The 13,328-nt window shown below is 43.0% G+C and carries 11 protein-coding genes; 3 read left to right on the top strand and 8 right to left on the bottom strand.

The window, feature by feature from the left end:
• Nucleotides 1-6 precede the first annotated feature (6 nt).
• From LNTAR_RS09310 to LNTAR_RS09300, 3 genes are all read right to left on the bottom strand, one after another.
• Nucleotides 7-165, bottom strand: a complete 159-nt coding sequence (locus LNTAR_RS09310; protein ID WP_007278435.1) for a type II secretion system protein — start codon at nucleotides 163-165, stop codon at nucleotides 7-9.
• Between the two features lie 101 nt (nucleotides 166-266).
• Complete coding sequence (locus tag LNTAR_RS09305) at nucleotides 267-1,685, bottom strand: sulfatase (protein WP_007278434.1); 1,419 nt, start codon at nucleotides 1,683-1,685, stop codon at nucleotides 267-269.
• Between the two features lie 3 nt (nucleotides 1,686-1,688).
• Entirely contained in the window at nucleotides 1,689-3,452 is a 1,764-nt protein-coding gene (locus LNTAR_RS09300) for an alpha-L-fucosidase (protein WP_162026375.1), read from the bottom strand.
• Between the two features lie 87 nt (nucleotides 3,453-3,539).
• On the opposite strand from LNTAR_RS09300, the gene LNTAR_RS09295 reads away from it, so the two are divergent.
• Both LNTAR_RS09295 and LNTAR_RS09290 read left to right on the top strand, forming a co-directional pair.
• Nucleotides 3,540-4,130: an RNA polymerase sigma factor gene (locus tag LNTAR_RS09295; protein WP_007278432.1), complete on the top strand. Its 591-nt coding sequence runs from the start codon at nucleotides 3,540-3,542 to the stop codon at nucleotides 4,128-4,130.
• Nucleotides 4,114-6,282 carry a serine/threonine protein kinase gene (locus LNTAR_RS09290; protein ID WP_007278431.1) on the top strand — a complete coding sequence of 723 codons (2,169 nt, stop codon included), beginning with the start codon at nucleotides 4,114-4,116 and terminating at the stop codon, nucleotides 6,280-6,282. The genes LNTAR_RS09295 and LNTAR_RS09290 overlap by 17 nt, the downstream gene beginning before the upstream one ends.
• 27 nt (nucleotides 6,283-6,309) lie before the next feature.
• Here the strand turns inward: LNTAR_RS09290 and LNTAR_RS27155 are convergent, their stop codons facing one another.
• From LNTAR_RS27155 to LNTAR_RS09270, 4 genes are all read right to left on the bottom strand, one after another.
• On the bottom strand, nucleotides 6,310-6,951 hold the full coding sequence (locus tag LNTAR_RS27155; RefSeq protein ID WP_007278430.1) for a type II secretion system protein: 642 nt from the start codon (nucleotides 6,949-6,951) through the stop codon (nucleotides 6,310-6,312).
• Nucleotides 6,952-7,042: 91 nt separating this feature from the next.
• Nucleotides 7,043-7,780, bottom strand: coding sequence for a type II secretion system protein (locus tag LNTAR_RS27150; RefSeq protein ID WP_007278429.1), 738 nt, complete (start codon nucleotides 7,778-7,780; stop codon nucleotides 7,043-7,045).
• 93 nt (nucleotides 7,781-7,873) lie between these two features.
• On the bottom strand, nucleotides 7,874-8,374 hold the full coding sequence (locus LNTAR_RS09275) for a hypothetical protein (RefSeq protein WP_007278428.1): 501 nt from the start codon (nucleotides 8,372-8,374) through the stop codon (nucleotides 7,874-7,876).
• 80 nt (nucleotides 8,375-8,454) lie between these two features.
• Nucleotides 8,455-9,579 carry a cysteine desulfurase family protein gene (locus tag LNTAR_RS09270; RefSeq protein ID WP_007278427.1) on the bottom strand — a complete coding sequence of 375 codons (1,125 nt, stop codon included), beginning with the start codon at nucleotides 9,577-9,579 and terminating at the stop codon, nucleotides 8,455-8,457.
• A gap of 88 nt (nucleotides 9,580-9,667) precedes the next feature.
• On the opposite strand from LNTAR_RS09270, the gene ribD reads away from it, so the two are divergent.
• The gene (gene ribD, locus LNTAR_RS09265) at nucleotides 9,668-10,696 is read left to right on the top strand and encodes a bifunctional diaminohydroxyphosphoribosylaminopyrimidine deaminase/5-amino-6-(5-phosphoribosylamino)uracil reductase RibD (RefSeq protein WP_007278426.1); all 1,029 of its coding nucleotides are present in this window, start codon (nucleotides 9,668-9,670) and stop codon (nucleotides 10,694-10,696) included.
• Nucleotides 10,697-10,738: 42 nt separating this feature from the next.
• Here ribD and LNTAR_RS09260 read toward each other — a convergent pair whose 3' ends face one another.
• Complete coding sequence (locus LNTAR_RS09260; protein WP_157473432.1) at nucleotides 10,739-13,249, bottom strand: VWA domain-containing protein; 2,511 nt, start codon at nucleotides 13,247-13,249, stop codon at nucleotides 10,739-10,741.
• Nucleotides 13,250-13,328 lie beyond the last annotated feature (79 nt).

Below are 13,328 nucleotides of genomic sequence, written 5' to 3'. Positions count from 1 at the left end.
ATCAGTTTAGATATACATCCTGAAGCCAAGCTGCTTGAGATTATTGGTACAAGTCACCGCTTTCGCCTGCTTTCTTGCCTTACTCAAAGTTGGTAAAAGTAGTGAGGCAAGTATGCCAATGATGGCCACAACGACCAACAATTCGATCAAAGTAAAACGTTTCATAAATGCTCCTGTTTTCATGATGAATGTTCGTCGAGAACCTGCAGTTGACATACTAATACAATTTTTTCTATATAAAACTTAAAACACCCTACCAAGAATAATTATTTAAATTGAACTTTGAGTTTAGGATCATAATCAGGATTCAGCGTCATGCGTAGGGCATCCGTCTCATCCAAATGTTTGAAGCAAGCCTTTTTAAGTTCTTCACAGAGTTCGGGGTAATCGGCGGACAAGTCCTTTTTTTGCGACACATCATCTTTTAAATTAAAGAGCTCAAAGTTCTCCTCAACAAAATAGTAAATGTACTTCATGTCACCCCGACGAAGCGATACCGAAGCATCGCCAAACACCTTGTGATTATAGATCGGTTGATAGTGAAAGAGGTCGCGAGCCGGAAGTTTCTGCTTCGGATTTTTGAGTATCGAACTAAAATCAATGCCATCAAGAATCTGTTCTTGAGGTTTTGCGACTTGCGCAATCTTTAAGAGAGTGGGATAAATATCAATACCACTCACCACTTCATGGCTCAAGGAATTTGCTTCAGTGACACCAGGCCAATGAAAAATCAATGGCACGCGAGAACCGCCTTCGTAATGACTACTCTTCGCCGAGCGATAAGGGTAATTGCTCGTTCCTTTATCCCCATAACCGCCATCCGATTTATAGCCAAGACCGCCATTGTCGGAAGTAAAAATAATGATCGTATTTTCAGCAATTCCAAGCTCATCAACTTTCTTAACCAAACGTCCCACGGTATCATCCAAGTGTTTCGTCATGGCAGCGCCAATCACACTCTTATGATGTTGACCGATGGTCTTTTTCTCGAAGTACTGAATCATCGCTTGTTTAGCTTCCATAGGGGCGTGTACGAGGAAGTCGGGGTAATAGAGAAAAAATGGCTTTTCTGCTGCGACTTTGCGTTCCATAAAATCAATGGCTTTATCGCAAGTGAGATCCGTTAAATAAACTTTCTCTCCATGCTGAACTTTGTTGGGCAAAGTGTAGGGAGCAAAATGCTTCATCCCCTGAAACGTTAGGTATTCATCAAAACCCATTTTATCGGGTTGATCTTGGGGACGGTGCCCCAAATGCCACTTACCAAACATTGCCGTTGCGTATCCCGCATCCTTAAAAGCTTGGCCAAGAGTAATGGTACCTTCCGGCATGTGATAGGGGTGAACGGGCTGGAGAAGGCGAAAGCCATTGAGGTTCGGCCCTCGCTTCTTTTTAATGTAATCTCTTTGAAATTGACTCACCCAAGTAATTTTGTGACGTCCCACATACTGACCGCTCATCAAACAAGCGCGTGATGGTGCACAAACCGTCGATCCCGAGTAAGCATTATCAAAACGCATACTTTTGGCCGCCAAGGCATCGATATTCGGAGTCCCAAAAAATTCATTGCCATAACAGCCCAGTCCAGCTCCACCCAAGTCATCTGCAAGGATCAAAATAATATTTGGCTTTTGCGCACCAAAGAGTGTGAAACATAAGCAGCTTAAAATAAAATAGATCTTCATCAATTATTTCCCGTAAATATCAAATTTCTTTACCTGAACACTTCCATGTTCATACTTAAGAACCTGAAGCTTGAGATAGCGAGCTTTAAAGGGCTCAAATTTAGAGGAAAACTCTTCGAGGTAGCTGCCGCGGTGAAGTTCCACTTCTTCGCCATTATTCTTCTTTGCCGTAAGAATAAATTCACGACACTGACTCTTGTACTCGGTGATTAAGACTTCTGAGATCAGTTTATCTTGCCCCAAATCAATTTCGACCCATGGCTTCTTATCGCTATGCCTAGGTGCCCAAGCCGACTTGTGGTGAGCACCTGCTTTAAAGTGGCTATTGCCCTTACCAACCAAATTACCCGCAGCATATTTGCCGTTGTTTTCACTAGAAGCTTTAACTTCGGCGTCATGACTCAAAGAATGTTCAGGAGCTGTTTTAATGCCTTTAAGAGCTGGGATCTTTCCACTCAAAGTCAACTTAACCACTTTGCTCACTGAAGTCCCTAGCTCACCTTTTAAATTGAGCACCAACTGACCATTCATCTGCTTAAACTCAACTTCGCCGCCAGTCAACATTTCGGCTGCCTCTACGCTATGGGGCAGACTTGGTAATACTAAAGCCTGATGATTTAAATCCTGCATCACATGTAAATAGACCGTTTTGTCTTTATGCGTGCTCACACCCCAAGGACCTGGCATATAAGGTCCACCTTGTGTGGCATACACACTTTCCCCATACTGCTTCAACCACTCACCCATCTTGAGGTAATTCGCAGCTTCCGGAGGATTGATTTTACCATCGGGACGAGGCCCCGTATTAAGTAGCAGATTTCCCCCTCCACCCGCACAGCTAATCAGCGTACGCAGTGAAGTTCTGTAGGAAAGCACGGCATAATTGCGACCGAGCCACGACCAGTTTCCGCCACCCATGGAAATGCAACTTTCCCAAGGATAATCCACACGGTAGGCACCGACTTGCTGCTCTGGTGTATCAAAATCTCCCCAGTTATCTTTACGACTGTGCATACGATTATTGACGACTATGCCTGGAGTCGCTTCGCGAAGTTTTTTGAGTAGCTTCGGAGTATCCCAAGTACCGCCATTTTTGCCGAGCCCATCGAACCAAATGCCATCGATGCGACCATACTTGGTCGTTAACTCTTCGAGTTGATTGTGTACATGCTGAATGAATTTATCATGATTTTCTGTCCAATAATCGGGATGTTTCCAGTCGGGCTGAGAGAAGTACCACATAATCTTGATGCCCTGCTTCTGACAAGCGGCCGCGAGCTCACCACAGATATCACGCTTAAATGGCGTATTCATAATATCATAGTCACTGTATTGAGTGTCCCACATAGAGAAACCACCATGGTGTTTTGATGTGAAAACTATATATTTAGCGCCGGCATTTTTAACCATTGTCACCCATTCATCGGCATCAAAATTAACTGGGTTAAAATTTTTGTAATTCGTGTCGTATTCCTCTCGTGGAATCCCCTTTGGATTATAAGAGTGCCCTGGACGTTCACCGTGACGGTTCCAGCTGATCTCGGCTTTTGAAAGGCATGATGGATCCCAATGAACAAAAACACCAAACTTAGCATCCTTCCACCACTGCATATCCTCTTCTGAGGCATGGATATATTTCTCGTAACCCTTGGGAACTTCACCAATCCATTTGGGTTTATAAGACCCCAGACTCGCATCTTTATCAAATTCTTTCGCTGTTGCGGAAAGCGCTAAAAGTGCCGTCGCCGTCAATAATAATTTTTTCATGTAACCTCGTTTGTTAAACTCTTTTGAAGGCAATGTCTTTTTCCCCTTGCGAGTTGACAGCATCGCTACGACAAAATATGTTTTTTTATGAAACCTGATTACAGCACACGAGAAACGCTGATCGCCAAGATCAAAAATTCCCATGACCAACACTCATGGGAAGACTTTGTGCGATTTTATGAAAACTACATTCACACCGTCATTTCCCGCAAGGGTGTCAAATACGATGATGTCCAAGACGTGAGCCAAAAAGTATTGCTAGTGCTTTGGGATAAACTCCCCGAATTTGAGTACCGCCCCATGGAATGCCGCTTCCGCACCTGGATGAATAATGTGATTTTAAATATCTGCCGAAATTATTTTCGTGGCGAAATTCGCTATTCCAAGAAATTGAGTAAAGCCGCTGAAGAAGACATAACTGAAAATGATTCTCCACTCATTTATGAGCAAATGGAGTCCGACTGGAAAAAACACGTTACGGACCTAGCTCTCAATAATATTCGCCCCAACTTTGAAGGCAAAGCAATCGAATGCTTCGAGCTCTTCTGCCAGGGAAAATCAGTTGATGATGTCTGCGAAACACTCGAACTCAAACGCAATAGTGCATTTGTCCTCCGCAAAAGAGTTCTCGAAAAACTGAGTACGGAAATCAGGCGTCTCGATGAACAACTCAGCTAAAAAAGACCGCCTCGACTCCGATTCTCTTCACCGATTAGATCAAGGTTCCGAAGCCCTCTATGACCTCGTCATGAGCGGCAATGACCAAGATGAGTTACCCTCCGATGTTCTCGAAATCATGGATGACGAGCCCCGTTATGAGCAGAAAGATGATATCGCCTCAGGGGGAATGAAGAAAATTTCTTCTGCATATGACAAACTGTTTCGACGCCCTGTAGCTAAGGCCGAACTCAAAAATAAGTCTCGCCACGAAGTCATTAGTAACTTTATTAATGAAGCCCGTATCATGGCTCGCTTGGAGCATCCGAATATCGTTCCCGTTTACGATTTAGATGCGAACGAAGAAGGCGCCCCCTTTTTCACCATGAAGCTCTCAGGCGGGAAAAATTTAGAAGAGATCATTGAGCTCCTCAATAATAAAGACCCTCAAATTTCTGAGTATTACACCCGAGATCGCTTGCTCGAAATTTTCCTAAAAATATGTGATGCCGTTGCCTATGCCCACTCTAAGGGCATCTTACATTTGGACATAAAGCCCGCCAATATTCAAGTCGATCAATTTGGTGCCGTCCTGCTTTGTGACTGGGGTTTAGCCAGAGAAATGTCTCAGGAAGAAAATGCGAACTTAAGTGATTCCGAATTAAAATATGAAGTCGAACAAAGTTTAGATGGCAAGATCAAAGGCACTCCTGGCTTCATGGCGCCCGAACAAGTGGATCCCCAAAATCAAAAAAGAAGCGCTGAAACTGATATCTATGGTTTAGGCGCCCTTCTTTACAACATCTTGACTCTACGAAAACCCCTCACAGGGGCTTCACTTGATCAAGTTATCAACAATACTCTTGCGGGCCTTTTCCCATCACCACTTGAATTAAACTTGACTCACCCCGTACCTCCAGGGCTCAATGCCGTCGTAATGAAAGCCATGGCACTCGAAGCTATAGATCGCTATGCGAGTGCGGAAAAACTGGCCGAAGATATTCGCAACTACCAACAAGGTTTTGCGACTCGCGCACAAGAGGCGGGCTTTGGAACTTTAATTTCTCTCATGCTCAAGAGATACAAAAAACAATTTATCTTAGGCTCAATCATTTTTGTGAGCTTTATCGCTACCATTTTGTTTTTTCTGGTCAGACTCAAGCATGAGCAAGTTTTAACCAATGAAGCTCTTGTTCTATCAACCGAATCTGAAGCCCGACTAAAAACAGCTCATAAGCAATTACAAAGTTCAGAAGCAGAAGCCCGCCAACTGCTCTTCGATTTGCAAGAAGAAAAAAATGAGCGACTCGCCTTACAACAAGCGACCTTCCCCCAACTGCGAATAATGATTAGTCGTTTTCAGAGCAAAGATGATTTTAAGCAAGCTCGAATTCTTTCTCAGCTGCTCTATAATCTCGACCCGAAGGACAATAGTATCATCCTCCTAGCAGCCTACACGTCTTTTGGAGCTCTTGATTTTTCAAAGGCAAACACTCTCTTTTCCAAACTCAAAAACCAAGAAAAATACCAATGGCTTATCGAGTTCAGCCAAAAGTACTCAGTACAACAAGCCCCCATTGCTGAGCTTCATCGTTTAATCCAACAACTGAGCCGTACTCCAAATCACTTACGAAAAAACCTCAACAATAACTTATTGTATTCCATCACTCAAAGCTATCCCTTAGAAGATCGATTTGAATTAGCTAAAAAAATGCTCCATGACGAATCCTTAAACCACTCCCATTTTGATCTGCAATTAATTGATGGTGAATACCACCTCTCCCTAGCCAACAATAAAACTTTTGGTCATATCAAGCCTTTGCATAACTTGCCATTAGTGAGTCTTGATTTAAGTAATACACCCTGTGTCGATATCTCACCTGTAGAAAACACTCCCCTTAAAAGGCTGATATTAAATGGATCTCGAGTCGTGGAGATCTTAAAAATCAATACAAAGACTATCCAAGAAGTCGATGTGAGAAACACCCAAGTCTCAAATGTGACCTTCTTAAAAAATAGCTCTATTGAAACGCTTTACCTCAATAAACATTGGACTGACCTCAAGCCTCTTCAAAGCTGTGAAAATTTAACCAAGCTCTATCTCAAAGACCTACTCTATAGCCCCAAGTATATAAAAAACCTTGGGCTCAATTGCGAAATTATTTTTTACTAAACCTTAAGTAATTAATACTTAACTGCACTACTTAGTGGGCATGTAGTAGTAATCTTGATTGCCATTTTTACCGGCCATTAACTGCACTTTACTATACCACTGGGCATGTCCGTCAGCCAAAAGAGTATTAACTCCTCCATTATGACGCGCTCCTGGCTCACCATGGGGACTTCCAGGCTGAAAGATTTGATTATCTAAATGAACTGCTCCACCTGCTTCATCTCCATCTGCAGTTAAGATAGTCTCCACGGGGACTTCCACCGCATTAACCGCTATCTGAATTGATTTTTGAATTGAGCCCATATTGGTATTGTACCCTATCCCACCATTCTGCCATTCGTTGTTAAAGTTAAGCTGACTCGAAGGACATGCAAAGACGCCAGAGGATTGCACTTCTTGTGCTGTAGTCCCATCATTATTGACATAGGGCGCTAAGAGGAACTGCCAACCATTGTACTGAGTGTAAACCTCATTATCTCTCACTAAATGGTACTGATCATTATCGTCCTGATACATAAATTCGGCACTCCCAATTTGCTTCATATTGGAGAGACAGACGGCCTGCTTCGATTTTTTGCGTGCTTTACCCAAAGTAGGCAATAACAAGCTACCCAATATCCCAATGATCGCCACGACAACTAATAACTCAATTAAAGAAAACTTTTTCATCATTCAAACCTTAAAATTCATTTACTTTAAAGTGAGAATGTCCGCGTAAATCAGCTAGATGACAGCTTTGTTAAAATTTCATGAACTTTGTTTATGGGTCATAAGTAACAGCAGTGGGATGAAAGTCCGAGTTGGTTTGAAGCTGAAACAAATCGTGCTGATAGTTATCTACAAAAATCTGTTGCGGCAACCAGCGAAAACTCTCCACATGACCATCAAAAAAAGCATAATTGGCTTTAGTATCGCCATGTTTGAAATTAGCATTCTCTAAGCCACTTGTTTTATCGTAACTGCCTTCCTGGTAAAAAACGGAGCGACCTCTACCTCCAGTTGTCATATTCCATATAGAATCTGCTAAAATCATTGAAGACGAAGGTTTTTCTAGGGCCGTTCTTTTGTAACCATTGTAGGTCGTTACATGAGGCCCATTTTTTGAAGGCATGCCATAATCCACATCATAGGCAGTTTTATTTGTTTCATCTGTCGTTGTTGGACAGCCAAACCAAGCATCAGATGGATTTCCATTATTAAACTGCCAAGCATTATGTGTATCGGGGTCAACTCCGCCCCCTAAGTAAGTATCGATCCCTAAAGCATAATCTAAGACCCACCAATTACTGGAACTAGGTGAACCATAGCTATGTGAAATAACCTGATCATTGTCTCCGGAAAACATAATCATGGCGGTATTCACTGATCGTATGGAATTTTTACAGGAAAGCATTTTGGCATTTTTTCTAGCTTTACCTAAAGCGGGCATAAGTAAACTTGCCAAGATGCCAATAATAGCTACGACAACTAACAATTCTATAAGAGTGAATTTCTTCATTTTAGGACCTAATTTTTTAAATGAATATATTAAGTAAAGGTCCTCTAAAGAAGAGTAGTTGACACACAGATTACTAAAATTTACAATTTTTTTTTATTCTCTCTGTTCTTGGAGTTGTGTTATCAAAGCTTTGAACTGAGCAGCCTTTTTTGCCTCAAGAACTTTGTGTAATTCATACTGCGCGAATTCAAGTTCAGTCGCCAAGTCACTCCACTTCCCATAGACTTTCTCGTGCTGTTTTTCAGCTTTTGTTTTGAGTATCATGTAGGCATTAATTTCTAAGCATTTCGTCAAGTAAAGCTCCTGCTTTTTCCCATTGGACGAATCATTTTGGAGAGCTTTATAGGCTTGAGCACAGTCTTCGTACATCGACTCCAGTTCACGGTCGTCTTGAATTACTTCCTGTAGAAGTTGTTTACGACTATATTGAACTTTATTCTTCATTTGTCGGATGTCTGCATTCGCCATCAATTCCGTTTCAGCCCAATTCATTTTATAAATTTTACGCTGCAATTTCACTAGGTCAGTGGAACTCATTTCGGCAAAGCTATTCAAACTCATAAAGAGAATCAAGGTTGAGAGTAAGGCTTTCATAATTTTTCCTTTTTAAAAGCTCATTACTTCGAGGATTCAAAAAGTCGGACAGGAAAATCAATAATTAAGCGTGATTAAATTTACTCACTTAAATCTTCAAGAGCTCGAATCACTTTATCGATTTCTTCTTTTGTGCTAAATAATCCAAGGCCAAAACGCAGGCTACGTTTGCGGTCAGCTTCACTGAGACCAATAGCTTCGAGAACATAGCTCCCCTTCTTTTGCCCTGCACTACAAGCTGAACTATTTGAGTAAGCCACCATATCAAGCGCCATTTCTAAATCGTCGGTATCCACATCTGGAAAAGTGAGGTTCAAATTACCCGGCAAACGATGTTCCTCTGAGCCATTGACTTGCACTTTTGGATAGACTTTGCGAATACCGCTAAGCAGATAAGTCGTTAATTCCTCAATTTCTTTGCGGTGAGATTTATTTTTTGCGATCTCCGCAGCTGCGCCCATACCCACAATTCCGGAAATATTGAGTGTCCCCGAACGCAGGCCATTTTCTTGACCCCCACCCGGGCAAAGGACCTCTAACTTGGATAAAGCTCTTGGGCAACAATAAAGTGCTCCCACGCCCTTAGGCCCATAAAATTTATGTGCTGATAAAGAAAGGAAATCCACATTCTCTAATTCCATATCAATTTTACCCACTGCTTGGGCCGCATCCGTATGAAAGAGAACCGAATTCTCGCGACATAAGCTAGCGATTTCAGCAATTGGATTCAGCGTCCCCAGCTCATTATTGGCATACATTAAACTCACTAAACGGGTTTCGGGACGCAAGGCTTCAGAGATTTGTTCGGGGCTAATTCGTCCATCTTTATCCGCTGCTAAAATCGTAATTTCGGCGCCTAGTTGACGCGCGCGCTCAAATGCACCCAAGACACATTTATGCTCAACATTGGAAGTAATGAGATGGCATTGATCAATTTCACCACGCAGCAAGCAATGCAAGACCACGCCCTGAATCACCATGTGATTACTTTCCGTCGCTCCAGAAGTAAAAGTAATTTCATCAATTTTCACATTGAGTAAAGAAGAAAGTTTACCTCGCGCCCAGGTCACTGCATCTTTGGCTTTCCAACCAAAGGCATGATTACTTGCCGCATTACCAAATTCCTCCTCCAAAAAAGGCTGCATGCGGGCTTTTACACGCGGATCCAAAGGTGTGGTGGCATTGTTATCGAGGTAAATCATCATTTTTCCACTTTCTAAGTTTTAAAATCCCTTTAACTTATGCGTAGTTCATTGCCACGCAAGGCCAAACTCAGATCACAAAGGAATTCCCATGCACGAAAAGTGGATGCAACGCGCAATTGATAATGCCCTGAAAGCTTGGGGCCATACTTCTCCGAACCCCCATGTGGGGGCCGTCATTGTCAAAGATGGGGAAGTCATTGCCGATGGTTGGCACAAGAAAGCGGGAACTCATCATGCGGAAAAAGACGCGATAACGAATGCCAAAGAAGCTGGCCGTGAAGACGATCTCTATGGCTCGACAATTTACGTCACCCTCGAACCTTGCTGCACTTACGGTCGCACTGAACCCTGTACTGAATGGATTATGGATGCGGGCATCGCAAAAGTTGTTTATGGATGCACTGATAGCAACCCTGAGCACGCGGGTCGCGGTTTCAACTACTTGCTTCAAGCTGGGGTCGAAATCGAAGGCCCCATTCTCGAAGAAGAATGCCTTGCTATCAATCGTTTTTTCTTTAAGTGGATCGATGAACAAAAACCTTATGTCATTCTCAAAATGGCTCAAACCCTCGATGGTAAAATCGCTACTGAAAGTGGGCAATCACAGTGGATCACTGGTGCCGAAGCCCGCCATGAAGTGCAAAAACTTCGCCAGGGTTGCGACGCCATTATGGTGGGTAGTGAAACCCTACGCCAAGACAATCCATCACTCAATGTACGTGAAATCGAAAACCCTCGTCATCCCAAGCGCTACATTTGGTCACGCTCCGATCTTGACCAAAACTTCAAAGCCTTCACGCAAGAGGGCGGCGCCACATATTGCCGTGCCCAAAGCAAAAATGAATGGCAATACTTTTTAAGTCAGCTGGGTGGAGAAGAAATCACTTCCCTACTTCTAGAGGGTGGTGGCTTTCTAGCCTCCGCAGCCCTCAAAGCTCAAATCGTCGATGAAATCCAATTCTTCATTGCCCCCAAAATCTTAGGTGGCGAAGATAGCCGTTCTTCCGTCAGTGGCCTCAATCCCCTTGGCCTCGATGAAGCCATTGAACTCGAAAACATGCAAATCACCCCCTGCGGAAAAGATTTTCTCGTAACCGCCAAACCGGTTTATAAATGAAGACTCATTTATCTATGGAACCTAGCTAGATAAGTTGGCATACTAAAGCTTGGCACGATCAAAGCGCGACCTTCTTTGTTCAGCCGTATTTTTCTCATCAGCTTCTTCCTTATCTATAGCTTCTTCCGACTTAACTTCCGCTACGCTTTCGTCTTTACTGGTAGCAAAATCCAAGTCGTCCACAAGAACTGAGATAGAAGCTTCACTGACTCGACTTTTTCTAAAACGAAATCCCGTTCTAGATTGATAAAGTTCATAGAGAAAAAGTATGAGTGCCAAAGTTAAAAAGTACGGTGTAATATCTCTCAAGCGACGCGTAGGTTTACTGTTCCACACTTCAGTCAATTGAGCGACTTCACGGCCACCACTCATTTCACTCAGCATGCGTAACTGATCTGGTCCGCTGGGATCGAAGCGCCACTCAGCATCGCGATCAGAACGCAAAGGACCAAAGGGGATGGCGTGTTCCCCTGCTCGAATAACTCCACTCACTTGCTCGCCTGAACTTAGATCTAAACGTGTACTGAAAACTCCCGGAAGTAGACGTCTCCAAGTCAATTCTCGCATTTCACTTTCAAGACTTGATTTAATATGGAGACTTGGCATTTCTCTACTGAATCTATCTGCCCACTTATGACTGTAATGAAATTGTATATCCACTGAGCTACCTTGTTTTTTATATCTGAGGCTTAAACCCGAAGGAACGTCCGGTTTAGCGGTCCAACGCGTCAAGGTTTGTAAGAAGTCACCATACTGAGGCCACTTTCGCAATAAATCTGAGTACTGCCCCGCCGTTGGGAAACTCAAGGCCACACTACGGCCTGCCCCCACCTTCCACCAACTCACGAGAGGTGCCTTATAATAATCCTCTGTTTGCAAAGTCTTTGACGCTCCTTCTTTAAGGTAACTCAAATTGTAGGCATCAACCTGTCCCGGCCACTGCCAGTTACCAGAAGCAATTTTGGACCATTCCCGATTTGATTTTGTGGCAGTGACCTCCTTAAGGAAAGCTGAACGCGCCACAGTTACAGTCTCTTGCGCAAATATTGAGGGGAGACTCAAGGGGTCATCAGTAAAAAATATCCGTCCGCGTCCGCGATTAGCTATGTCAATCAAAAATGGTGAATCCACATCTGTTCTCTCCCCTAAGGCAATGACACTCACAGTCATGCCTTCATCTTTCATATCAGCCAAGAGCTCTTTATAACGTCCCGGCTCCTCCGAGTCATTAGAATCTGAAAATAAAATGACATGCTTTTGTCCTTCTCGTCCTTCTAGTTGGCGCCAAGATTCTTCCAAGCCAGTATAAACATAAATACCTCCGCCCTGACTTTTAACACGTCGGGCTTGAGAAGCAATTTCGGGGGCATCTTTTAAAACCGTCTGAGGAACGATGGCATGCGCCTCTGTATCTACAGCAATCACTGAAACCGAGTCCATTGCACCTAAAAGCTCGATAGTTTGAGCTGCACCCTCATTAGCCAACTCCATCTTAGTTTTCCCGCCTTTAACTGTCATCCCCATACTGCCTGACCTATCCATTACAATAGATAGATTGCTGCGTAACTTTCGATGTTCATTTTTAAGTTCCATTGAGACTGGTAAAACTTCATCTATCGGGGATTTGAAGTACCCTCCCATGCCAAAAGAGAATTGTCCTCCCGCCATTATCAGGCCACCGCCTTGCTCCTTGGTAAAGAAGCGAACATCTTCTAAAAAGCCATCCGGCAATTCCCATGCGGGAACATTATTAAAAATCAAAAGTTTTGCGCCCGCTAAAGTTGCCTCATTGAGTTTGCGAAATTCATTAAAAATCTTCACATCAAAGCCCTGCCGACGCAGGACCTCAACAAATGGATCATTTTTATACGTACTCAAAAGAATAACTCGAGGGCCTCCTTTCACTTCAATCAGTGTTTCGGCACGATTATTCCCGGCAAATTGATCATCCGGCGAGGAAATTCTAAGTTCATATTTGTGAAAGCCCCCACTTCGAAGTACATCACTTTTTCTTAGGGAAGCCCTGCCTCTAATTAAATCTAATGTACCGCGATCTACTTCTTGATCATCCCTCAATAAGGTGTAATTAAATTTCTGATCGGAGACTCCTACAAAGCGAGCCTCAATGACAAACTTTTCACCTGGCATAACTCTTTCAGGGAGGCTTAGAGATTGCACTTGAATATCTTTATCTCGTGAGTAATGAATTAAGCGGTAATCCAGAGAAATGCCCTGCTTTTGCAATTTATTTACCAAGCCATCTAGAGAATCTGTCCCAAAACCATCACTCAAAACCAATAGCTTCGAGTGACGGTCCGTTTGAGTTAAACTAAGGGCCTTAAAAATAGCTTGGCCAGTCAAGGTCTCTGAACCATTGATAAGCTCACGTTCATTTTGCTTCATACGAGGCAAAATGTCGCGACCATAATCTAGGTAAAAAATCCGGTCATGCCTACCCTTTTCTGACTTAATCAACTCTTCCCATTCACCGATTTTTTTCTCTAGATATGACTCAGCAGAATCGGATCGATCCACTAAGACATACAAATCCATTCCTTTTTCGGTCTGATTAAAATGAGGTTCCGAAAGACAAAACAAGAGGAGTAATAAAATACAGAGGCGTAAAAATTTA

Source organism: Lentisphaera araneosa HTCC2155, from assembly GCF_000170755.1.
GTDB classification, from domain to species: Bacteria; Verrucomicrobiota; Lentisphaeria; order Lentisphaerales; family Lentisphaeraceae; genus Lentisphaera; species Lentisphaera araneosa.
This window is presented reverse-complemented; position numbering and strand designations above follow the sequence as displayed.

Coding starts and splice junctions, on each gene's coding strand:
- LNTAR_RS09300 (WP_162026375.1), bottom strand. CDS start 3,452: ATGAAAAAATTATTATTGACGGCGACGGCACTTTTAGCGCTTTCCGCA.
- LNTAR_RS09295 (WP_007278432.1), top strand. CDS start 3,540: ATGAAACCTGATTACAGCACACGAGAAACGCTGATCGCCAAGATCAAA.
- LNTAR_RS09260 (WP_157473432.1), bottom strand. CDS start 13,249: ATGGATTTGTATGTCTTAGTGGATCGATCCGATTCTGCTGAGTCATAT.
- LNTAR_RS09290 (WP_007278431.1), top strand. CDS start 4,114: ATGAACAACTCAGCTAAAAAAGACCGCCTCGACTCCGATTCTCTTCAC.
- LNTAR_RS09270 (WP_007278427.1), bottom strand. CDS start 9,579: ATGATGATTTACCTCGATAACAATGCCACCACACCTTTGGATCCGCGT.
- LNTAR_RS27155 (WP_007278430.1), bottom strand. CDS start 6,951: ATGAAAAAGTTTTCTTTAATTGAGTTATTAGTTGTCGTGGCGATCATT.
- LNTAR_RS09275 (WP_007278428.1), bottom strand. CDS start 8,374: ATGAAAGCCTTACTCTCAACCTTGATTCTCTTTATGAGTTTGAATAGC.
- LNTAR_RS09310 (WP_007278435.1), bottom strand. CDS start 165: ATGAAACGTTTTACTTTGATCGAATTGTTGGTCGTTGTGGCCATCATT.
- LNTAR_RS27150 (WP_007278429.1), bottom strand. CDS start 7,780: ATGAAGAAATTCACTCTTATAGAATTGTTAGTTGTCGTAGCTATTATT.
- LNTAR_RS09305 (WP_007278434.1), bottom strand. CDS start 1,685: ATGAAGATCTATTTTATTTTAAGCTGCTTATGTTTCACACTCTTTGGT.
- ribD (WP_007278426.1), top strand. CDS start 9,668: ATGCACGAAAAGTGGATGCAACGCGCAATTGATAATGCCCTGAAAGCT.